The organism is Acinetobacter sp. SK-43, from assembly GCF_015351505.1.
In the GTDB taxonomy this organism is placed as follows: domain Bacteria; phylum Pseudomonadota; class Gammaproteobacteria; order Pseudomonadales; family Moraxellaceae; genus Acinetobacter; species Acinetobacter junii.
Genome location: NZ_JADKPY010000084.1, coordinates 56252 through 79962 on the forward strand (window position 1 = coordinate 56252; position 23711 = coordinate 79962).

Annotated in this window: 19 protein-coding genes and 1 pseudogene; 9 read left to right on the forward strand and 11 right to left on the reverse strand. The window is 39.9% G+C overall.

Annotated features, from left to right (window positions below; all coding sequences use genetic code 11):
• Window positions 1–7 precede the first annotated feature (7 nt).
• Window positions 8–1426, reverse strand: a complete 1419-nt coding sequence (leuC, locus tag IRT38_RS16425; RefSeq protein ID WP_112986876.1) for a 3-isopropylmalate dehydratase large subunit — start codon at window positions 1424–1426, stop codon at window positions 8–10.
• A gap of 319 nt (window positions 1427–1745) precedes the next feature.
• On the opposite strand from leuC, the gene IRT38_RS16430 reads away from it, so the two are divergent.
• On the forward strand, window positions 1746–1952 hold the full coding sequence (locus tag IRT38_RS16430) for a DUF2061 domain-containing protein (RefSeq protein WP_017397277.1): 207 nt from the start codon (window positions 1746–1748) through the stop codon (window positions 1950–1952).
• Between the two features lie 51 nt (window positions 1953–2003).
• Window positions 2004–2867, forward strand: coding sequence for a LysR family transcriptional regulator (locus tag IRT38_RS16435; protein ID WP_004916621.1), 864 nt, complete (start codon window positions 2004–2006; stop codon window positions 2865–2867).
• Between the two features lie 2 nt (window positions 2868–2869).
• Here IRT38_RS16435 and IRT38_RS16440 read toward each other — a convergent pair whose 3' ends face one another.
• From IRT38_RS16440 to IRT38_RS16455, 4 genes are all read right to left on the reverse strand, one after another.
• The gene (locus IRT38_RS16440) at window positions 2870–3625 is read right to left on the reverse strand and encodes a hypothetical protein (RefSeq protein ID WP_112986875.1); all 756 of its coding nucleotides are present in this window, start codon (window positions 3623–3625) and stop codon (window positions 2870–2872) included.
• Window positions 3626–3697: 72 nt separating this feature from the next.
• On the reverse strand, window positions 3698–4444 hold the full coding sequence (locus IRT38_RS16445) for a sporulation protein (protein ID WP_112986874.1): 747 nt from the start codon (window positions 4442–4444) through the stop codon (window positions 3698–3700).
• Window positions 4445–4497: 53 nt separating this feature from the next.
• Window positions 4498–5937 (reverse strand): DUF2252 domain-containing protein, encoded by a 1440-nt coding sequence (locus tag IRT38_RS16450; protein WP_112986873.1) that lies wholly within the window; start codon window positions 5935–5937, stop codon window positions 4498–4500.
• Window positions 5938–6087: 150 nt separating this feature from the next.
• Window positions 6088–6738, reverse strand: a complete 651-nt coding sequence (locus IRT38_RS16455; protein ID WP_004957667.1) for an HAD family hydrolase — start codon at window positions 6736–6738, stop codon at window positions 6088–6090.
• 183 nt (window positions 6739–6921) lie between these two features.
• Between IRT38_RS16455 and IRT38_RS16460 the strand changes: the two genes are divergently transcribed.
• Window positions 6922–7398: an RNA pyrophosphohydrolase gene (locus tag IRT38_RS16460; protein WP_004876647.1), complete on the forward strand. Its 477-nt coding sequence runs from the start codon at window positions 6922–6924 to the stop codon at window positions 7396–7398.
• 92 nt (window positions 7399–7490) lie between these two features.
• Window positions 7491–9785 carry a phosphoenolpyruvate--protein phosphotransferase gene (gene ptsP, locus IRT38_RS16465; protein ID WP_004957663.1) on the forward strand — a complete coding sequence of 765 codons (2295 nt, stop codon included), beginning with the start codon at window positions 7491–7493 and terminating at the stop codon, window positions 9783–9785.
• A gap of 117 nt (window positions 9786–9902) precedes the next feature.
• Here ptsP and IRT38_RS16470 read toward each other — a convergent pair.
• A pseudogene (locus IRT38_RS16470) lies at window positions 9903–10361 on the reverse strand (hypothetical protein).
• A gap of 533 nt (window positions 10362–10894) precedes the next feature.
• Here IRT38_RS16470 and katG point away from each other — a divergent pair.
• From katG to IRT38_RS16485, 3 genes are all read left to right on the forward strand, one after another.
• Complete coding sequence (katG, locus tag IRT38_RS16475) at window positions 10895–13099, forward strand: catalase/peroxidase HPI (protein WP_004957656.1); 2205 nt, start codon at window positions 10895–10897, stop codon at window positions 13097–13099.
• 102 nt (window positions 13100–13201) lie between these two features.
• Complete coding sequence (locus IRT38_RS16480) at window positions 13202–13642, forward strand: thiol-disulfide oxidoreductase DCC family protein (RefSeq protein ID WP_194598277.1); 441 nt, start codon at window positions 13202–13204, stop codon at window positions 13640–13642.
• The gene (locus IRT38_RS16485; protein WP_112986871.1) at window positions 13639–14046 is read left to right on the forward strand and encodes a DoxX-like family protein; all 408 of its coding nucleotides are present in this window, start codon (window positions 13639–13641) and stop codon (window positions 14044–14046) included. The genes IRT38_RS16480 and IRT38_RS16485 overlap by 4 nt, the downstream gene beginning before the upstream one ends.
• Here IRT38_RS16485 and IRT38_RS16490 read toward each other — a convergent pair.
• Window positions 14033–15085 (reverse strand): MBL fold metallo-hydrolase, encoded by a 1053-nt coding sequence (locus IRT38_RS16490; RefSeq protein ID WP_112986870.1) that lies wholly within the window; start codon window positions 15083–15085, stop codon window positions 14033–14035. The genes IRT38_RS16485 and IRT38_RS16490 overlap by 14 nt on opposite strands.
• Window positions 15086–15471: 386 nt before the next feature.
• On the opposite strand from IRT38_RS16490, the gene IRT38_RS16495 reads away from it, so the two are divergent.
• Complete coding sequence (locus tag IRT38_RS16495) at window positions 15472–16380, forward strand: LysR substrate-binding domain-containing protein (RefSeq protein WP_112986869.1); 909 nt, start codon at window positions 15472–15474, stop codon at window positions 16378–16380.
• Window positions 16381–16424: 44 nt separating this feature from the next.
• Here the strand turns inward: IRT38_RS16495 and IRT38_RS16500 are convergent, their stop codons facing one another.
• The 4 genes from IRT38_RS16500 to IRT38_RS16515 form a co-directional block, all read right to left on the reverse strand.
• Window positions 16425–17036, reverse strand: a complete 612-nt coding sequence (locus IRT38_RS16500; protein ID WP_112986868.1) for a glutathione S-transferase family protein — start codon at window positions 17034–17036, stop codon at window positions 16425–16427.
• 51 nt (window positions 17037–17087) lie between these two features.
• Window positions 17088–17786: a helix-turn-helix transcriptional regulator gene (locus IRT38_RS16505; RefSeq protein ID WP_004957644.1), complete on the reverse strand. Its 699-nt coding sequence runs from the start codon at window positions 17784–17786 to the stop codon at window positions 17088–17090.
• 75 nt (window positions 17787–17861) lie between these two features.
• A complete protein-coding gene (locus tag IRT38_RS16510; RefSeq protein ID WP_112986867.1) occupies window positions 17862–18536 on the reverse strand; it encodes an HAD-IA family hydrolase in 675 nt (224 codons plus the stop codon).
• Window positions 18533–19465 carry an RluA family pseudouridine synthase gene (locus IRT38_RS16515; RefSeq protein WP_112986866.1) on the reverse strand — a complete coding sequence of 311 codons (933 nt, stop codon included), beginning with the start codon at window positions 19463–19465 and terminating at the stop codon, window positions 18533–18535. The genes IRT38_RS16510 and IRT38_RS16515 overlap by 4 nt, the downstream gene beginning before the upstream one ends.
• 790 nt (window positions 19466–20255) lie before the next feature.
• Here IRT38_RS16515 and IRT38_RS16520 point away from each other — a divergent pair.
• A complete protein-coding gene (locus IRT38_RS16520; protein WP_112986865.1) occupies window positions 20256–23615 on the forward strand; it encodes an Rne/Rng family ribonuclease in 3360 nt (1119 codons plus the stop codon).
• Window positions 23616–23711 lie beyond the last annotated feature (96 nt).

Genomic DNA, 23711 nt, shown 5'->3' on the forward strand with positions numbered 1-23711 from the left:
AGCTCCTTTAGAATGAACGAACATCAACAAAATGACCTGCAATTGCTGCCGCTGCTGCCATTGCTGGACTAACCAAATGAGTACGTCCACCATTACCTTGACGACCTTCAAAATTACGATTTGAAGTCGATGCACAATGCTCACCTGGTTGCAATTTATCAGCATTCATCGCTAAGCACATTGAGCAACCTGGTTCACGCCATTCAAAACCTGCTTCCAAGAAAATCTGATCTAAACCTTCTTGTTCTGCTTGTTGTTTGACTAAGCCAGATCCAGGAACAATCATCGCCTGTTTAATGCTAGCAGCAACTTTACGACCTTTGACAACTTCAGCAGCCGCACGAATATCTTCGATACGTGAGTTTGTACAAGAACCAATAAACACTCGATCTAATTGGATATCTGCCAATGCTTGACCTGCATTTAAGCCCATATATTGATATGCACGTGTCCAATCATTACGTTGCACGTCATCTTTAGCTTGCTCTAAAGTCGGTACTGCTTGTGATACAGGAATCACCATTTCTGGTGAAGTTCCCCAAGACACTTGTGGTTCAATTTCTGCACCGTTTAACTCAACAACAGCATCGAACACAGCATCTGTATCAGAATGCAAAGTATTCCAGTAGGCAACTGCTTGATCCCATTGCTCTGCTTGAGGTGCGTAGTTACGACCTTTTACATATTCAATGGTTTTATCATCTACAGCAACCATACCCACGCGTGCGCCAGCCTCGATCGCCATATTACAAACAGTCATACGACCTTCAATCGACATATCACGGAATACTTGACCGCCAAATTCGATTGCGTAACCTGTGCCACCCGCTGTACCGATTTTACCAATAATCGCTAAAACCACGTCTTTTGGAGTGACACCTTTACCTAATACACCATCGACACGAACAAGCATATTCTTCGATTTTTTCTGTACCAAGCATTGAGTCGCTAAAACATGCTCAACTTCAGATGTTCCGATACCATGTGCTAAACAACCGAATGCACCATGCGTAGCCGTGTGAGAATCACCACACACAACAGTCATACCAGGTAATGTTAAACCTTGTTCTGGACCAACAACATGTGCGATACCTTGACGGATATCATTAATACCAAATTCAACGATATTAAAGGTCTTACAGTTATCATCTAAGGTTTGAACTTGGATACGAGAAGTATCATCTTCAATCCCTGCAATGCCTTGTTCACGCTCTTTTTTAGAGGTCGGTACATTGTGGTCAGGTGTTGCGACATTGGCACTTAAACGCCATGGTTGACGTCCTGCAAGCTGTAAACCTTCAAATGCTTGTGGACTAGTCACTTCATGTAATAAATGACGATCAATGTAAATTAAACACGATCCATCATCACGCTCAGTGACTAAATGATCATCCCATAATTTGTCATATAATGTTTTGCCTGCCATGTCTTCGCTCTCCGTAGTGCTTGCCATAGGACTGGGTATTTGTAATCTTAGCTTGATTATAACAACCGTTTCACATAAATCTAATTTATCATTTTTATAAATTAACAAACTTTTAGGAATAAAAAACTCTTTCAAATGATTCAGGATTTCAAATGATATATAAGCTTGAATTATATAAAAAACTAGAAACTAGCACTCAGATGAAGACTTATCGTTGATTCATTTATAAATCCAATCATCATCAATTGAAATTTCTTTTTTACAATACAAGTGATAATGATTATTATTTAAATAATTAAGATTTAAAATGGTGACTCAGATGGCAAATATTCAAAAATTCGTGATAAATAACCAACGAACTTTAAAAAAAACCTTGAGTTACTACATCATGCACATCACTGTTGCTATGATGGTGGCATATCTAGTGACAGGCAATTTGATCATGGCAGCAACGCTCAGTTTGCTTGAGCCAACAGTGCAAGCCTTTGCATTTTTCTTCCATGAAAAAGTATGGAGTCGTTTCTAGAACCTATCCGTTGCAGACACAACGAATTTAAACGCCTTATGGAAAGCCAATATGAATCTTGCTGCTTTTGAAGCATTTGTGAAAGTGATGGAAACAGGTTCTATTTCAATCGCTGCAGAATTATTATTTATCACTCAACCTGCTGTCACTAAACGTATTCATAGTTTAGAAGATTATTTTGGCGTAAAATTATTTGAGTCAGCAGGTCGAGGTATTCAACCAACACATGCTGCACATTCATTACTTCCAAAAGTAAAGACATGGTTAAATGAATTAGGTGAGATTCACCACACACTTAGCCATGAACAGACTCAGGTGCAAGGTCGCCTTAAAATTGGCACTAGCCATCATATTGGTCTACATCATCTCGCCGAACCACTTAAGAAATTTGTTCAACTTTTTCCTCAAGTCACTTTGGATGTGCATTTTGTCGACTCTGAACAAGCACATGAACAAGTCCTTGCAGGAGAGTTAGAACTTGCCTTTTTAACGTTACCCCCAGCAGGTGATGATCGACTCAGCTACGTGACTATTTGGAATGACCCCTTAGTATTTGTGAGTGCACCTTTTCATCCTTTGGCAAAACAAACTCAACTTAATCTTGAAGATTTAATCGCCTATCCTAGTCTTTTGCCTGCTGCACAAACTTATACGAGTCAAATTACGTTGTCAGAGTTTGAAAAAAATGGTCTAAAACCTAAAATAACCATGAGTAACAATCCTTTAGAATCTATCAGGATGCTTGTTTCAATAGGTTTGGGTTGGTCGGTTTTGCCTAAAACTTTTCTAAATGAAGATTTAAAACAACTCGATTTAAATTTAAAAATGAATCGTCAACTCGGTATGGTTTGGCATCCAGCGCGGATTCAATCTAGAGCTGCTGAAGAGCTGATTCAACTGATGAAAAACGATTAAATTTAATCCCCACCACAACTGCTACAACTACTTCCACAACTCGATGATGAGGACGACTGTTCTTGCAAGTATTTTGCATAATCTTTAGTCATTTTATCCAAATCAAAGTGTTGTCCCTGCTCCCAATTCAAAGCTTGGTCAATTGCAAATAATCGAGGCATTTGCGTCGTGTTTCTAGGATCATATCCATGCAACATACAACTATATTTCCATGCTTCAAATAATTGCTTCGCTTGTTGCTCTGGTTGAGTCTCATCACCATAAGGATGATGATTCAACTCTCGGCCAATAGTCTGAATGCATAATTTTCTGTATTGATCAGGATATTCCAACATCTCAAGCCATAAGGCATCGACTGCGTTTGAAGGCATTGCATATGCTTGCTGTTGAATTGCATGCAGGGCTAGATAATCTTTAAATCCTGCCTCTATCAGACGACGTTGCTTTAAACTAATATGCGGATAGAGTTGTTGTAACGATCGCATAAAAACAGGGTCAAGTTTTATCTCTTGAATCTTTTGTAGTTTTTGTCTTCTGCTTCGAATGATCAGTAAATGGTTAAAGACCAGCAGCATCCATATACTCGGCAAAATCACCCAAGCTGTAAACAGATGTTGTTGCCAACCAAACATCAGTAGAACAATCAAGATGGGCAATATAATCCATAGTATTTTTAAGTGTTGTTGTTGTCGATCTAGTTTCAGTAACGCATCAAGCTTAGGAGAAGTATATTCTTCCTGATTTATTTTTATTTTCATAGTTTTATCTTAAGAAGAAAAGATGACAGTTATATGACAAAAAACCTCCCAAATGGGAGGCTTTTAACTTGATTATGCAATCTGTAATAAACGGCGAATTTGCTGTGTGATTTGATTCACATCAAGGTTTTGATTTGAAATAGTCATCGTCAATAATTGATCTGAACGGAATGTACGATCAATTTCTAACATGATATGGGTTTGCTGTGCTTCTGCGACGAATGAAACTTCTACCTCATTAAAGCCACTAAACATATGTGAGGATACAAACTCTAACTCCTGATAGCAGCCAATTGTCGATCTAAAGTTTCGAGCTGTAAGCTGTCCTTTTTCGACATCAACTGTAGATAAAACAAAACCACACTGTTGCATCGCTTGTAAAAAGCTTTGCATTGCTGCTGTTGGCAATACTTTTAGATAATCACGATCAGTGGCATCTAAGCCCCAATCAACATCCATATGAGTCTGAATCCAAACTCGCGCACCATTTCTACGACATGCAACTTCTGTAATTGGTGTTTCAAAAGGCAATTGGATACTAAATGGGAAAGAATGAGCCTGATGTGCAGGTAATAAGAATCTCGAATTCACTAACCATTCTTGTAAAACCAAAGGTTGATTAAACTCATGATCACCAGATTCTACTTCTGCTATCGTCATCAATTGTAAATAAAGACCATTAATTTCTTTATCAGAAGATCCCCCTTTGAAACTAATTTCCCCATGCAGTGTCTCACCTGCTTGCAAGTTTGGATTCTGTAAACGTGTTTCTACAGTCACGCCTTGAAGACCCAAACCAGACATAATTTTATTAAACATTTTTCTCTAACCTTTCGAATTATTTCATATCATCTGTAGCAGCATACTTATTGTTACAGCGCATCATCTCCAGCGAGCTGAATCTTACCATCAGCAACTTCATTCATAAATTGCTGATAGTCATTTAGATTACGTTCTGCATAAGCTTCTGCATACGATTGCAATACCTCTACAATCGTACCACCCTCACCAAGATATCCCATCAATACATCAGCATTTCCAGCCTTAGCGTGAGCATGAGCTAAAGCCAAACCACAACTTTCAGCATATTCATAAAAATATTCATCATCCATATCACTCAGATCAACTGAAATTTTCATATCGCGCAATTGGCGCACATGGAAATGTTGATCAAGTGTTGAAGAGAAACCTAGGAAAATATCACTAGCGGCTTGCATGAGTTGCTGACCATGCACTACACGCTCACCCTCATGTATCACTTTGTCCAAAAATAACGGACTAAGAATAGAAGGATTGGCTTCTTTCATTTGTAAAATTAATGGTTCACGATCCGCATCCTGGAATAATGCGATAGCTGATCGTGTCCCAACACTTCCGACTCCGACTACCTTCAACGCTACATCAGTGCGTTGATAACGATCAAAGAGCACTTGGCGATCATATTTCAAAGATTCACGATATTGTTTGAAGAAGATATCTACATCTTTGCTAAATGGTTCATCTGAATTTGGATGCCATAATAATGGCGCATCATCCACGAAATGGCGGAATCCTGTATCTTCATCTTTTTGCGTGAGCTTAGGCAAAACAGAATATGCATTTCTTTTTTGTGCAGAATCAAGATGCTTCGCACGCTTCTTTCTTAGCTTTCGACATTCAGTATTTTCTAACAAGGTACTGGCATCAACTTTTTCGTACCACACTTGTAATGGTGAAAGTTCCGTATTTTCCAGTAGATGCTGACGGTAGCTGTTCAGCATTGTTTTAATTGCTTTTAATCCTACATTATCTGCTAGATCAATATCACGTGCAGCAATCACAAAGCTAGTGGCTAAACGTTTTAAATCCCATTCAAATGGCGCAACCAAAGTCTCATCAAAATCATTAATACCAAATAATAAGTTACGTTCTGGACTAGCAAAGCCACCAAAATTACTCAAATGACAATCGCCACAAATCTGTTGAAATAAACCAGAGTTCGACTGCTCCCAAGCTTGATCAAATAGCATTAAGGAAGGCATACCACGATAAAAGGTAAATGGTGAAACGCTCATACGTTTTGCACGAATTGGTTTAAGCAATTCTAAACGTCCTTGATTGCTCCAATCATAAATCGTGAGTGCTGTTGTTCCCTTTGGGCGTTCAGATAATTGTGATAGTTGTTCGCGTGGAATTTTTTTCCGTTGAGCTTTACCTAATTTAAAGCCTTCGCTTTTATTGAGTAATTTCCCCTGATAACTATGACGTGTCAAATCAATCGTTTCATCATTCCAAAGTTGTTTTGGTAACTTAATTTGTGGTGTTTTTGGCATTATCCCCTCATCATTTTTTAAATAAAATTTTATATTCTTATAATCTTGATACCAGCTTAATTCAATGTTTTTATTCAATATCATCTTTATCAAAAATAAAAAAATAGACGTCATTACAACGTCTATTTTTAAACAACTAAATTCAGAAACTTAAATCGACCAGTCTTGAATGTCCCAATCCTGTTCTTTTGCCAATTTTTCTAAGCGGTCATCAGGATTTACCGCAATTGCATGAGTTGCATACTCAAGTAAGAACCGATCATTAATCGAATCAGAATATGCCCATGACTCAGCTACTGTTCGCCCAGCCAACCACTGATCCAAACGTGCAAGCTTGCCTTTTTGATAACAAGGAATTCCAGTCACTTTACCGGTATATTTCCCGTCTACAACTTCAGCATTTGTCGCAATAATTTCAGTAATACCAAATTCACGAAAAATCGGTGCAGTAATAAAATCACTTGTCGCAGTTATCCCGACAATCGCATGTCCTAAATCTTGATGTTTTTTGATTGCATCAAAACCTTTAGGGCGCATTTTAGGACGAATAACTTTCTGCATAAACAACTGATGTAACTCAGTTAAATAAGTATTGTCATGCTGAGTTAAAAATTGGAATACAAATTCATTGTAGGCAATCGGATCAAGTTGCCCAGCTTTATAATCTTCATAGAATTTGTCATTCATTTGACGATGATGAACTGGATCTACCAAACCTTCATTGACCAAAAATTCACCCCAAGAATGGTCAGAGTCAGTATTTAACAGGGTATGATCTAAATCAAACAAAGCCAATTGCATAGAATTTCTCGTTTAAACTGAAAATTAAGAAAAAAAATGTAAATCTATCTCCGCTAGTCGATAGAAATTCGTTAAGATCATAGCAATTTTAAACATTTTACTTTGACCTTTTTCGAGTTGGACGTGAAGAGTGACTGTCCCCGAGATCAAAGTCAACGATATAGACAAAATTTAGGTAGCCAAATGATCGACTCAGAAGGTTTCCGACCCAACGTCGGGATCATTTTGGCAAACGATGACGGACAAGTCTTATGGGCAAAGCGCATTGGTCACAATGCTTGGCAATTTCCACAAGGAGGTATCCAGTTTGGAGAAACCCCTGAACAGGCACTTTATCGTGAACTGAGAGAAGAAGTCGGCTTATTGCCCGAACACGTCCAGATTATAGCGCAAACTAAAGGTTGGCTGCGTTATCGTTTGCCACATCGGTACATTCGGTCAGATTCAGATCCCGTATGTATTGGACAAAAACAAAAGTGGTTTTTACTGAAGTTAACGGCGTCGCCGCATCATATTCAGTTAAACCTATCCGACCCACCCGAATTTGATGAATGGCAATGGGTGAGTTATTGGTATCCATTAGGTCAAGTGGTGAATTTCAAACGTGATGTTTACCGTAAAGCCATGATGGAGTTGTGTTTGCAACTACCTCAACGCTAAACATCAATAAATCATCACTTTAAGCAATGATTTTTGACTAGAGAGCTGTTATAACTAGGTTCATAACGATTTATAAATTGGAGTAAACATCCATGTCAAACATGCAACTCGACACGCTTAGACGCATTGTGCAAGAAATCAATGCGTCCGTCAGTTTGCATGACTCCTTGGACATTATGGTCAACCATGTGGCTGAGGCGATGCATGTAGATGTTTGCTCGATTTACCTATTGGATGAACGTAATAAACGCTATGTGTTGATGGCTTCAAAAGGTCTTAAACCTGAAGCAGTTGGACATGTCTCATTAAATATTGGTGAGGGTCTGGTCGGCTTAGTTGGACAACGCGAAGAAATCGTTAACCTTGACAATGCTCCTAAGCATGACCGATTTGCTTATTTACCTGAAACAGGTGAAGAGCTATTTAACTCATTCCTTGGCGTACCAGTCATGTATCGCCGTAAGGTTATGGGCGTTTTAGTTGTTCAAAATAAAGAACCTCAAGACTTTAGTGAAGCAGCTGAATCATTCCTCGTGACGCTTTGTGCTCAGCTTTCTGGCGTAATTGCACATGCACATGCCGTTGGTAATATTGATGTTTTCCGTAAGCCTACTAGTGGCTCAACATACAAAACGTTCCAAGGTGTTTCAGGTGCAGGCGGTGTCGCGCTAGGACGTGCAATTGTGCTCTACCCTCCTGCTGATCTTACGGTAATTCCAGATCGAGAAGCAGAAGATATTAGTGAGGAGCTCGAACTTCTTGATCAAGCGATTGCCTCTGTACGTAAGGAAATTCAATCCTTAGATGAAAAAATGCAAGACTCACTCATGTCTGAAGAACGTGCTTTATTTAGTGTGTTCTTGAGAATGTTGGATGAAAATGCATTACCAAGTGAAATTAAAGACCACATTCGAGCTGGAAGTTGGGCACAAGGTGCTGTCCGTAAAGTTATTGATAAACATATTGCGTTGTTTGCGCAAATGGAAGATGACTATCTGCGTGAACGTGTTTCAGATTTAAAAGACCTAGGTCGTCGAATTTTGGCATGTTTGCAAGAAGCCGATTCGAGTCATCGAGAGCTAAGCCCTGACAGCATCCTGATTGGTGAAGAAATCAGTACGGCTGCTCTGGTTGAATTACCTGTTGATAATATTGCGGCAATCGTTACTTCTGAAGGTGCTGCCAATTCACATATGGTGATCGTGGCTCGTGCGCTTGGTATTCCAACAGTTGTTGGCGTCACTGAATTACCAATCACCACACTTGATGACATTGAAATGATCGTCGATGCTTATCAAGGTCGAGTCTTCGTTAATCCGCCACGTCGATTGCGCCAACGATATAAAGAAGTCCAAAAAGAAGAAGAACAAATTGCGAAAGACTTAAAGCAATATGAAACCAAGGATGCAATTACCCCTGATGGTGTATCAATTCCTCTATTCGTCAACACAGGTTTGATGATTGATGTTGTCCGTGGTGTGCAACGTGGTGCAAAAGGTGTCGGACTATACCGTAGTGAAATTCCTTTTATGCTTCGTGAGCGCTTTCCAGGTGAAGAAGAACAACGTGCTATCTATCGTCAACAGCTAAGCCACTTTGCAAATAAGCCAGTGATTATGCGTACCCTCGATATTGGTGCGGATAAAGACTTGCCTTATTTCAGCATTGAAGAAGAAAACTCTGCTTTAGGTTGGCGTGGTTTGCGTTTTACCTTAGACCATCCTGAGATTTTCTCTGCACAGATTCGCGCGATGTTAAAAGCGAGTATTGGTCTAAATAACTTACATATTTTATTGCCGATGGTGACAAGCGTCAGTGAAGTTGAGGAAGTTCTTTATTTATTGGAACGTGATTGGATTGCGGTTCAAGAAGAAGAACAAGTTAAAATCACTCGACCAAAAATCGGAATTATGGTCGAAGTACCTAGTGTCCTCTTTCAAATCAGTGAGTTTGCCGAGCTAGTTGATTTCTTCTCTGTCGGTTCTAACGATTTGACCCAGTACTTACTTGCAGTCGATCGAAACAACCCTCATGTTGCAAACGTTTATTCGCATTTTCATCCATCAGTTTTGCGTGCATTAAGTCGTTTAGTTGAAGACTGCCACATCCATCAAAAACCCGTCAGTGTGTGCGGCGAAATGGCAGGTGATCCTTTATCTGCGATTTTATTGATGGCGATGGGCTTTAATACGCTTTCAATGAGTTCAAGTAATATCTTGCGTGTTCGAAAAGCAATTTGTCATGTTCCAATGAGCGATGCCAAACAACTTTTGGATGAAGTACTGAAAATGAATAACCCACTGATTGTAAAAAGTTGGTTAGAACATTATTTCAGAACACATGGTTTAGCTGACATGGTGAAATCAAATCGTATGTTGAATGCTTAAATCAATACACAAAAAACAAAAAGGATGATCTGATTGGATCATCCTTTCTCTTTGAAAGAATAAAATAGTTAAACGCTTCAAAACATATCCCTATGTTCCTATTCAGAAGATTCACTATTATTGGCGATCACGTAAAAGTACTTGTTGTTTACCTGCACCCAAGCTTACGCATGGAAACTGTCGATCATAATCAATCATAATTGTATCTTTAGTCACTGGATTAGCTGCGTCAGCTTCCCAAGTAACATAATAAGTGAGCTCTGCATTGTCCTTCACAGCGGGTTGAATATGCTCACGATGCGTCTGAGGAATAGCAAATTCAACCGTAAACGGAATCTGCGAAACCTGAACCTTTTTTTCTTGAATCAAAGTGGCAGGTGCATCAGCCATACGTTTTTCTAAAGCATACAAACGCACTGTACCTTGTTGTTGTGGGACTTTATATGAACTATTCCCAACAAACTCAACTGAGAGTAAATTTGAATTGCTTGCTTACCGCTCCTGACTTTGAGGAGATGAAACACATCCCGTTAGAATAGTTATTGTTAAACCAACACCAAACGCAACTTTCTTCATTTGCTATTCCCAATCATTTCATTTATCCGAAAATAACATAAAATTTTGCCAAATCCCGTTTGCTTACAGACCATCAACAGAGTCTAAGAAACTGGATACACTGAGCACAATTTACAGAACTACTACATGAAAATTGTTATGCTTTGACGGATTTAAAGCGATTTATAATTATGAACTTTAGATAAACTATATCGACTCCTCCAAAAAAACAGAAATTGTAAATATATATTTTTAAATGATTTTTATAAAAAAATACAAATATCATCTCTACACTTCGACATTTCAAGTTTAAGATTTAATCAGCTTCAATCGAATAAAGCATTTAAGACATCAACTTTAATCCATTGGAAAAAAAGGTTTCACAAACCTAGAGTAAAAGTACAAAGAGTGTGAATTGATTCATATGCAATCAAATTTAGGCATCACCCAGATCGATACCCAATTTGTGTAAAGGATCATTAAAGCATTCATCATTTTGAACGGTAAATAGTAAAAGTGACTTCGCTCACAGGTCACTTTGCTGGAGAAAGATCATGAGCCAAGACAATAAAGTACAATCAAATACAACGACTTCAGGACAATGTCCTGTCATTCATGGTGGTAATACCGAGGTTCATGGTGGACCAATGGCATGGTGGCCAAATGCACTAAACCTCGACATTTTGCATCAACATGATAAGAAAACTGATCCCATGGATCCTGATTTCGATTACGCAAAAGCATTTTCTGAACTTGATCTAGAAGCCGTTAAACAAGATTTACGAGAATTAATTAATACCAGTCAAGACTGGTGGCCAGCCGATTGGGGCAGTTATGTTGGCATGATGGTTCGTACCGCTTGGCATCTTGCAGGTAGCTATCGTAAACAGGATGGTCGCGGTGGAGCGAACACAGGTAATCAACGTTTTGCTCCTCTTAATAGCTGGCCAGATAATGTCAACACAGATAAAGGCCGCCGTTTGCTTTGGCCAATTAAACGTAAATATGGCAACAAAATCTCATGGGGCGATTTAATCGTACTAGCTGGTACAGTAGCTTATGAAGTTGCTGGGTTGAAAACTTTTGGTTTTGCTGGTGGTCGCGTCGACATTTGGGCACCTGAAAAAGACGTGTACTGGGGAAGCGAGAAAAAATGGTTGGATGCAACCAAAAATCGTTATGAAAATGATCAAGATCGTACTTCATTAGAGAATCCACTTGCAGCTGTACAAATGGGTTTAATTTACGTAAATCCTGAAGGTGTTGATGGTGTACCTGATCCACTGAAAACAGCTCAAGATATGCGCACCACATTTGATCGTATGGGAATGGATGATGAAGAAACAGTCGCATTAACAGCTGGTGGTCATACTGTTGGTAAAGCACACGGTAATGGTAAAGCAGAAAATCTAGGTGCTGATGTTGAAGGCGCTGATGTCGAGTTCCAAGGTTTAGGTTGGCACAACTCTGAAGGTACGGGTAATGGTGCAAATACCATGGTCAGTGGAATCGAAGGCGCTTGGACAACACATCCAACCAAATGGGACAATGAATTCTTCTATTTATTATTTACCTATGATTGGGAACTGCGTAAAAGCCCTGCAGGTGCTCATCAATGGGAACCGATTAATATTAAAGAAGAAGATAAACCTGTTGATGCCCACAATCCGAATATTCGCCGAAACCCGATCATGACTGATGCCGATATGGCACTCAAAATTGATCCAGAATATCGTAAAATTTCTGAACGTTTCTATCGCGATCCAGCTTATTTGGCTGAAGTATTCTCTCGTGCATGGTTTAAGTTAACCCACCGTGATATGGGGCCAAAAAGCCGTTATTTAGGACCTGATGTTCCACAAGAAGATTTGATTTGGCAAGATCCTATCCCAACAGTGGACTACACTTTGACAGATAGTGAAATTGCAGAACTTAAAGCGAAGTTACTTGCAAGTGGGCTCTCTGCTTCAGATCTTATTACAACAGCATGGGACAGCGCGCGTACCTATCGTGGTTCGGACTTCCGTGGTGGTGCAAATGGTGCACGTATCCGTTTAGCTCCGCAGAAAGATTGGGTAGCTAACGAACCAGAACGTTTACAAAGAGTCCTTTCAGTTTTAGAGTCAATTCAAGCGAGTTTGGCTAAAAAAGTGAGCCTTGCAGATCTGATCGTACTTGGTGGTACTGCTGCGGTCGAACAAGCCGCTCATAAAGCAGGTGTCAACATCACTGTACCATTCGCTGCAGGTCGTGGCGATGCAACAGCTGAACAAACTGATGTTTACTCTTTTGAGCCATTAGAACCATTGCATGATGGTTTCCGTAATTGGCAGAAACAACACTATGATGTAACGCCTGAAGAGTTGTTGTTAGATCAGGCTCAACTTTTAGGTTTAACAGCACCTGAAATGACCGTATTGATCGGTGGTATGCGTGTGTTAGGTGCAAATTATGGCGATAATCCTCAAGGTGTATTGACCGATCGAGTAGGTGTTCTGAGCAATGACTTTTTTGTGAATTTGACAGACATGAAATACAACTGGAAGCCAACTGGTCGAAATAGTTACAACATCGTTGAACGTGACACAGGTACAGTTAAATGGACTGCAAGTCGTGTTGACTTAGTCTTCGGTTCGAACTCGATTTTACGTGCCTATTCTGAAGTCTACGCTCAAGATGACAATAAAGAAAAGTTCGTTAAAGACTTTGTGAAAGCTTGGGTAAAAGTGATGAATGCAGATCGATTTGATCTTGCCTAAATCCTCTTAAAATGAAGAAATGAAGAACCTTTTATGGTTCTTCATTTTTTTATGCTGGATTTTGAACTATGATCACAACAATGAATCAGGAAAATAATAACAATGACTACTTCACTCGATCATATAATCCAAACCAATAGCATCATCTTGTTTGATGCTCATTGTGTATTATGCTCTGCATGGGCAGATTTCATGGTGAAAAATGATCCTCAACTTCAATTCAAGTTAGCATCAGTTCAGTCACCAATAGGTCAACGTATTTTAACGATATATCAACTTCCTACTGATCATTTTGAAACAATGGTATTAGTAGAGCATGGAAAACTATATACAGAATCAACTGCATTTATCAGAATCATTAAGCACTTATCTTTTCCATATTCAACACTTCAGTACACTCAGTTTATTCCCAAAGTGATCCGAGATTTTGGATACCGACGAATTGCGCTCAACCGTTATCGTCTTTTTGGCAAGACTGAACAATGCTACAGAATGACACCTGAAATCGCGGCGCATTTTTTAACTGATGATATGGTCTCATGAATAAATTAATCCAAACCCATCAACGTATTTTGAAATTCAGTCAATGGATGATTGCCTTACTATGGATTTATCAGGGTTTATTTCCAAAATTGATTTTTAAAGTAGAAGATGAACAATACATTTGGCAATACATGGGCTTAACTTCAGAGTACATCTTCTGGATCATTTCACTTTCAGGGATCGCTGAAATTATCTTCGGTTTTATGTTTTTATTGTTTACGCAGCGGTATTTACACTGGCTAAATATTATCAGTTTGATTGGGTTATTTTTTTTCGTTTTATTGATCTACCCAAACCGAATTTACCAAGCATTTAATCCTGTCGTCATGAATCTAGGATTGATTAGCCTTTCAATTATTGCATTGTGGTGTATTGATGCTCTCAAACAGATCAAGCACGAATAAAATGTCCTTCTCTTATACAATAAAATGGATTGACCAATTTTGACGAGGACTTCATTGCTTGTTGCAACTCATGTTCAGGTGCATCACGGTCTTCATCGGTGAGCTGGAAAGTTCGATAGTGAATCGCCAATGATCGGTGGGCATGTAGATCTAAGTGTGCATGAAAAGCATCTTGTGGATTCATATGAACAAAACGCATCAATTGACGTGGTTCGTAAGCCCCTATTGGTAATAGAGCTACACGGGCATCACCATAACGCTCATGAATCTTTTTAAAATGCGGAGAATATCCCGTATCACCAGCAAAGAAACAATGTCCTGTTTTTGCCAATAATGAAAAACCACCCCATAAGGCCCGATTTTGATCACGCACGCCACGACCAGAGGCATGCTGTGCAGGTGTATAAGCAATTTTTAATTCATCATGAAACGGAATTTCTTGCCACCAATCCATCTCAATAACATGAAAGTGTTTAGGCAAATAATATCCATTACCAAGCCCAGTATAGATTGGCATCGTAAATTTTTGATGCAACCATTCTAAACTGGCTATATCCATATGGTCATAATGGTTATGACTTAACAACACACCATGAATCCAAGGCAAGTGTTCCAAAGCAATACCTGCAGGGCAAACACGTTGCGGACCACGCCCCTGCTGAGGACTCACATACTCACACCAAACGGGATCCGTCAGGAAATTGTAACGACCGATTTGGATCAATACCGTTGCATGCCCTACGAACCAAATTTTCCAGTCATTTAAATCAGCATGTGGTCGATTTTGAGGTAACTCAAGCATCTGATTTCGTAGATTTTGCTCGTGATATCGATCAACGTTCCACGTATATGACTTCCGTGTTGCAAGCCATTTAAACAAGCGTGTTCGATCAAATGGTGGATCACGTTTTTCAATATTATAAAAACGATCAAAACCACAATGGTCAGAAGCCTCATGAGGAAATGGTGGTTTCCCAAAAGTATGGCTCAAGCAAGATTGGGTCGGCAATTGGTAAGTTAATGTCGGCTTATCTTTCATGTACTTCTTCTATAGTGGAATTTAATCATCTCAAGCAGCGATGGTGATCTATTTATCAGATAAATAGCTTTCTACTTTAACGTTTTCCATCTCACGTGAATGTATCAATTTTGAGAAGTTTGAATGCATTTCAATTCATGCACTTTAGTCCTCGTAGAACCCATTTAGTTATGCTGATTTTCACCTAATGAGTCAACATAAATTTATATAAAGGTTCAATTTTTTATCATGATCAGATTAAGTCACAATTTTAGGTTTTTAATACATTTTTTCTATCTCAAAACTGAGCACATCGGTCATAAAAACAGCTATGATATAGTCTTACGCCAGTTTCACCCATTATCAATCTTTCTAAAACTAGAATAAGGCACACTTGGATTCGTCTTATGGAATTACGACATTTACGTTACTTCATCACCGTTGCCGAAGAGCTAAGTTTTAGTAAAGCAGCAATTAAGCTTCACACAGCACAGCCCTCTTTAAGTCAACAAATCAAAGACTTAGAGGATGATATTGGTGTTCAATTATTTCATAGAACCAAACGAAAAGTAGAGTTGACAGATGAAGGTCACGTTTTTCTAGAGCAGGCACGTTTAACGATCACTCAAGCAGATAAAGCAGTGACAATGGCGCGACAAGTTGCTGCTGCAAAAGTTCAATGTCTTAGAATTGGATTCGTTCCTTCAGCAGAAATCCGTATTTTTCCTTATATTTTGCCACGTTTACGCGTGAAAATTCCAAAACTACAAATTTGTACACTCAATCTAAAAGAAACTGACCAAATCACTGAATTAAAAAAAGGTGATTTAGACATTATTTTTATTAATCAAGATTTTCAAAATGATACTTTTGCCAGTCAGTTAGTTTTGAAAGAGCCTCTTGTATTTATGCTCCCGAAACAACATCCTTTTGCTAAATTTGAAGAAATTAAACTTGAGCAATTAAAAGAGTTAGAGTTAACCATCCTTTCTAATAAATTGTCACAACCCTTATCGAAAACGATTTTGCAATATATTGAATTTAATAAAATTCAGTTCAAAACCATCCATGAAACCAATCATATAGTGGATTGCATTCAAGCGGTAAACTCAGGTGTGAGCTGTGCAATTCTGCCATCCTATATGGAAGCCCTAGCGACTGATCAAGTCATTGTAAAACCCTTAGCTAAGCCATTGCCCAGTTTGGATGTATTTATGGCGTTTAATAAAAATCCCCCCAATCAAGCGACCGAACAATTTTTGGAAGAGATTCGACAAGTTTTTGCACTTGATCAATTTGCACTTTATGCAAGCTGAAAAAATAAAAAAAGCCGAGTTGTCGGCTTTTTTGATGTTTGGGCTTAAGCATTACTAAAGAATTCAGCAAACTTCTGATAACTTGGGCGCTGACTAACACTCTGTAAATATCGCTCAATCGTAGGATGCGACTGTACTTCACCCATTTTCAACTGCCAAAATAGCATTGCTGCAACTAACACATCAGCAGCGGTGAATTGTTCTCCACATAAAAAAGGAGCTGCTTCATTCAATCCAACCACAAAAGCATGATAAGCATCTTGGTAGTCACCATAACCAATCGAAGATTTCTGCTCAGGTGTAACCTCATTTATACCCAACATTCGATCTGTCGCTGCCGCTTCCCATGGTCCTGAGATAAAGAACAACCAACGATAATATAAACCTCGTTTGGGATCGTTGAGTGCAGGTGCTAGTCCTTTATCGATAAATTTATCAGCTAAATAGGCACATATTGCACCCAATTCATAAATAACAATGTCACCATCAACCAGAACAGGTACTTTACCAAAAGGATTCATCTGCAAATATTCTGGTGTTTTCATTTCAGTTTTAAATGCAACCTCAATACGCTCACATTCAATTCCGAGTTCTAGTAGTAGCCAATCCACGACCACACCGCGTGAAAAACTATTGGTATAAAGTTTAAGTGCCATTTTTGTATTTCCTTGTTTATTGGTTTTATTTAAATTTAATCGCTTTGATTGTCAGTTTTTGTCAGTAGTCGATTCACACACTTCTTGAACCCACCATTGTTGAAATAATTGCTGTTTGAATTGTGGATAATGGACTTGGGTCAAACTTAACTCACGTATTCTATCGATACGAAAGTGTCGAAACCCTTCGCGTAACTCACACCATGCTGCTAACACAATACGATCATTAAAATATCCTAAAGCAAAAGGCCAAAGCATTCTTGTACTTATTCGTTGTTGCTCATCTGCATAATCCACGAGGATTTTTACTTGTTGGCGGATAGCTAAACGCACTTGCTCAACGAGCATTTCATCGACAGGCAACCATGTATTAATCGACCTCAAGGTCGTCTGCTCTAGCAAATGCTGACAGTGCTGAGGTAAAACTGCATTCAGTTTAGCTAACACGGAGGTTGATGCCGCTTTCAGTGCTTGATCAGGAATGTCTTTTAACCAATTCAACGCAAGAAAAATTGCTTCAATTTCAGTTTCATTTAAAGTCATTGGCGGCAAAAGAAAATCTTCTTTTAGCTGAAATCCCAGTCCTGCCGAAGCATCAATACTGACGCCTTGCTCACGTAGTGTTTCAATATCTCGATATAAAGTGCGTTGGCTAACCTCAAGACGTTCGGCTAGCGCCTGTGCAGTAACAGGATAACGGTATTCTCTAAGCAGTTGTAATAAATGAAGTAAACGAATGGAACGACTCATACTTTCCCTATTTTTATTATTGAAGATAGGGATTGATCAATCCCTATCTATGTCGTCTCAAATGATTTTTGTTGTTTAACTTTCAGTTAAAGCAGACTCAGCTAAGTGATTGCGCAAATACTGATGCAACTCCGCCACATCATTTGCAATCGTCAAAGGTTGATACTGTACTAATGTTTCAACAGTATGCACACCATAACTCACCCCAATTCGAGGCATGCCAATATTTTGAGCCATCTCAAGATCATAACTGGTATCACCTACCATAATTGCAGATTCAGCAGCCACATCCATTTCCGTGAGTATTTCCTGCAACATCAGCGGATCTGGTTTTGACTTAGTTTCACTAGCTGCGCGGGTAATATCAAAAATGTGATGGCTATTGGTTTGGCTCAAAACTCGATCTAAACCTTTACGACTTTTACCTGTCGCCACAGCAAGTTTGAAACCTTGCTGTTTTAACTCTAGCAAAAGTTCAGCAACACCCGTAAACCAAGCATCACCTTTAGAGTTGGCAACATAATGATCTGCATAGCATTGCAAAATATCTTGCTGTAAATGCGGAACCTGTGGAAATAAAATTTGCATGACTTCAGGTAAGCCTAAACCAATGATACTCTTTGCAGCATCATCGGTAAGCGGTTGTTCAAACTGCTGTGCTGCGTATTGCAGACTTGCCACGATTTGCCCAACCGAGTCAAACAACGTCCCATCCCAATCAAAAATGACTAATTCAACATTCTGACTCATTTTTGCTTTCTCAACTCATTAATCACCTGTTGCATATCTTCAGGCATTGGTGCTTCGATGGTTGGGTAGTTCGGAATATCTAAGCGCATTGCATGCAAGCATAAACGGCGTGCTTCAGGACCTGTATAAGCTGTATTGTGACCATACTTATCATCCCCAATCAAAGGATGCCCGATACTTAGACCATGTACACGAATTTGATGCGTACGACCAGATAAAGGTGAAGCGTGGACTAATGTTGCGGCTTCAAATCGCTCAATCACCTTCCATTCCGTCTTGCTCGGTTTACCTTCTTTAGTGACACGGACACGTCGCTCACCATTCGCAAGTTCATAACGAAGCAAAGGCGCATCAATCAATTGCTGATCCAAACTCACTTGCCCTTTGACGATTGCTGCATAGGTCTTCTTAATCTTATGCTCTCGCAATAGATCCTGAAGTAACTTGAGGGTACTTCGCTTCTTACTAATCATCACTAGACCGGAGGTATCACGGTCAATACGATGAATCAATTCTAAATATTTTTTGCCTGTCGCAGCACGCATGGCTTCAATCAAGCCATATGCAACCCCGCTACCACCATGAACTGCAATACCAGATGGTTTATTCACCACTAATAAGCCTTCATCTTCGTAAACCACACGGCTGAGTAAACTTTGTGCTACACCATCACTCACGGGTGCATCGGTTTCATCTTTTTGTTCATAACGAATCGGCGCAACTCGAATTTGGTCACCAATACTCAGTCGTGTTTCTGCTTTTATTCTTTTTTTGTTGACCCGAACCTGTCCTTCACGAATCAAACGATAGATTCGACTTTTAGGAACACCTTTTAATCGGGTAAATAAAAAATTATCGATTCGCTGCCCTTCTTGATGCTCATCCACGTCAAACCAAGTGACACTTTGCCATTGTTGTGTAGAATTCATACGTTCGATTCATCCAAGATTTGCTAAATACGATTAAAAAATGATCATTTAGCTAAGTTATTTCACAAGAAACCTAAACTTAGCCCATAGGCAGATGCCGCAAGGTTTGATATATTCAGCGCACGGATACCACCGTAAGTGAGCATCAAATCAGAAATTTTATTTAGATAAAATTTTAAATCGATGAGATCTTCACCAACAACTCGGATAGGTCCTAAAGAATTATGCCGACGCCGAAGGCTTATTATATCGGCAAAATGACAAACTGTTGCGTTTAATTGTGCATCAGCACATGCAGTTTGCTCAGAAAAAATATGTCGCCAGCAATTTGTTGGTTATTAAACGTAAACTGATCCACATCAGACAATTTGCTCCCTGATGTCGCATTCAGGCTAAAGCGTTGATGCATTGGAACTGCTAAGCAGTGATACGATGATCATTCCGTATCAAGACTTCCAGATGGATCGACTTCAATGCTTAATGACAGTGAAAGTCACCATCCAATGCACCGCTCACCCGCCAGTGAAGCGTACAGGAAACTTTGATTATGTCGGGGTCTTACCATATTTCTCAGATGCAAGACAGAGATGAAATATCAACAGACCAAAGATAGAAGCAGTATTGCCAACATCGAAACAACCGTATCAAAGCCCAAACTGGAAATTTACAGTCAGTGGTTTCAGAGCTTCGCAAATAAAAGTAGTCTCTGAGTCTTGATCGCGTCAATTTGATGTTTGCTCAAAAGTATTGAGCTTGTTGTTTGTGTGCATCACTATTAGGTGTCACACCCATGAAACGTATGTTGATTAATGCAACCCACGCCGAAGAAGTTCGCGTTGCACTTATCACTGGTAATCGCCTTTACGATTTCGATTTAGAAAACCGTACTCGTGAACAAAAAAAATCAAACATCTACAAAGGTCACGTCACTCGCGTTGAACCATCTTTAGAAGCGGTTTTCGTCGAGTATGGCGCTCAGCGTCAAGGTTTCCTTTCAATGCGAGAGATTGCAAACTCGTATTTCAAAGCAGATCCTCGTCAAACTTCTAACATTCGTGAACTGATCACCGAAGGCACTGAACTACTCGTTCAAGTTGAGAAAGAAGAGCGTGGCAACAAAGGTGCTGCCCTCTCTACCTTTATTTCTCTTGCAGGTCGTTATTTAGTTCTTATGCCAAACAACCCGAAAGGTGGTGGTATCAGCCGTCAAATTTCAGGTTCTGTGCGTGAAGAACTAAAAGAAATTTTATCTTCTCTAAATGTACCTCGTGGCATGAGCGTCATTGTTCGTACCGCAGGTATCGGTCGCACCCAAGAAGAACTTCAACTGGATTTACAACATTTGTTGGATCTTTGGGCTCAAATTCAAAGCTCTGCAAGTTCAGGTCCATCACCAATGCTTGTTCACCAAGAAGCAGGGGTAGTGACGCGTGCTATTCGTGATTACTTACGTGATGACGTTGCAGAAATCTTGATTGATAGCGAGCAAGCATATAACGAAGCGTATAACTTTGTTAAAGCAGTAATGCCACGTCAGCTTGATAAGTTAAAAACTTATACCTTGAATGAGCCTTTATTTGCTCACTTCGGGATTGAAAGTCAAATCCAAACCGCTTATGAACGTGAAGTAAAACTTCCTTCAGGTGGTTCAATTGTGATTGATCAAACTGAAGCTTTAGTTTCAATTGATATTAACTCAGCGAAATCAACGCGTGGTCACGATGTTGAAGAAACTGCATTAAATACCAATTTAGAAGCAGCTGAAGAAATTGCGCGTCAACTTCGCTTACGTGATATTGGCGGTTTAGTTGTGATCGATTTCATCGACATGACCAAAGATCGCAACCAACGTATGGTTGAAGCGAAATTACGTGAAGCGACACAAAGCGATCGTGCACGTATCCAGTTCGGTCAACTTTCACGTTTTGGTCTGATGGAAATGAGCCGTCAACGCTTACGTCCTTCTTTAGAAGAAGCGACAGGTTATGTGTGCCCACGCTGTCATGGCACAGGAATGGTTCGTGACTTACGTTCACTGTCACTTTCGATTATGCGTAAAGTTGAAGAAATTGCTTTACGTGAACGCCAAGGTGAAGTTCAAGTTGAAGTACCTGTTGAAATCGCTGCGTTCTTATTGAATGAAAAGCGTCACAGCCTTGTTTATCTTGAACAAACTTCAAATGTACGTGTCACTGTGTTGCCTCACCCGCACTTGGAAACACCACATTATCAAATCCAGTTCAATCCAGATGGCTTTGCCCCATCTAGCTATGAACGTACTGAAGCAACTCGTTCAAGTGAAAAAGAACTTGGTTATGAGTCTTCTGATTGGCATTTAGAAGAAGCAGATCACAGCCATCCAGCTGCTCCTGCACAAAATGCAACAGCACCACAAAAGAAAGCCCATCAAGCTCAAGCTGCACAAGCAAAACCAGCTCAAGCGACTGTACAGAAATCAGCAAGCCCTTGTGCTTGGTTAGAGAACTTATTTGTTCAAAAACAAGCTCAAACTACTGATCAATCTCGTTCTGCACAAAACGCTGCTGCTGCGATTGAGCAAATGATCAATAACGGCGCAGTAAGTCGTGGTCAGTTTGGACAAGTGAATATCCCTGCTCCTGCAGCTGTAGAAACACCTGCTCCTGCAAGCAATAACGCTTATATTTCACAAGCACCAGCAAAACAAGAAGCACGTGAAACATTTGAAAAAGACGAAAAATCTCATCGTCCTAATCAAAACCAGAAGAAGCGCAAACATAAAGAACAACGTGAGCAACACTCACATGCACATGAACCACAAAATCAAGTGCATGAAGAAGTGACTCAAGTTTCACGTCATGAACAACGTCAAGAACAACGTGATCAAAAACGCCAGCAAAAGCGTCATCAACCTCAAGAAGCTCAGCAGCAACATCAAGAGACTGCAGTGAATGAGTCTGCGCCTTTGCCACGTCGTGATCGCAACAACCAACAACGTCCGAACCGACCAAACCGTCATCGTGACCAAAGTGTTTTAAATGAAACTCCAGTAGTCACAGCTGAAGCGGCAGTTAATCCACAACAAGTAAAAGTGGACGTTGTTGATGCACCACGTGCGGAAGCGATGAACACGGCATTGATCGTAAATATTGATCAAGGTCAAAGTGAAATCGTTGCAATTAATGCAGAAAAAGTACCGTTAGATGTGCCTCACACTGAGTCTGTAAAAGCTGTAAATGCGACAGCAGAAACAGTTGAGCCAACTCAAGCGGCACAGCCAGAAGTTGAAGAAACTGCTGTTGTTGAGCCATCAACTCAAGTAGCGCCTGTAAAACGTGCAAGTAACGATCCTCGTTCACGTCGCCGTTCGCATCATGGTGGCGGGCATACTAATCAAAAGCCAGCACCTAAAATTGCGCACTCGCAGATACCAACCTTAGGGCAATATACTATTGGTGGTCTGATTCGCCATATCTATGGTGAAGATTGCACAATTTTGATTGAACAATTTGGTTTAGTCACAACGTTCAACCGTGCATTACAAAAGTTCGCTGAACAATACGCAAGTAGTATTGCAGTAGAAACTGTTGTGGTTGAAGAAAAGCGTCCTGTTACACGTGATGCTGTTCTTCCTTCACAGAAGCCAACTCAGGAAGCAGAACCTGCACCAGTGTTACCGTTAACACCACCTGAAGCTCCTGTGACTCGCGTTGCAAATGACCCTCGTGAACGCCGTCGCCTTGCCAAACTTGCTGCGGAACAAGCAAAAGAAGCACATATTGCAGCGAACGCTTCAGTAGCTCAACCAGCAACTACCGCAGAGACGCCAGTTGAAGCAAAAGAAGCTGAACCAGCAACTTCTACTTCAGAGCCAGTTGATGCAATTCCTGAGCAGCAACCTCTCGAGCTCACAACGGCAACAGAAGTGCAAGATGCTCAAGAAACTGCTGCAGAAGCAATTGAAGAAGCACAAACCACTGTTCTTCAACAAGAAGCAACTGAAACAGAAACCGTTGAAGTTGCTGTAGCCGAAGAAAAAGTAGAGACTGTTGTTGAAGGTGATGAGACTGAAGCGGAAGATGAAGCTGCGAAACTAGAGAAAGATAAATCTAGTCGCCCTCGTCGCCCTCGTGGTCGTCCACCGAAAAAAGCAACTGCTGGCAATGAATAATTTGCTAAATTGCACACAATAAGCACAAGCCTAGTCATTTCGATGACTAGGCTTTTTTGTTATTTTGTCAGATTAGGTTGATTGCTCTAGGAACTT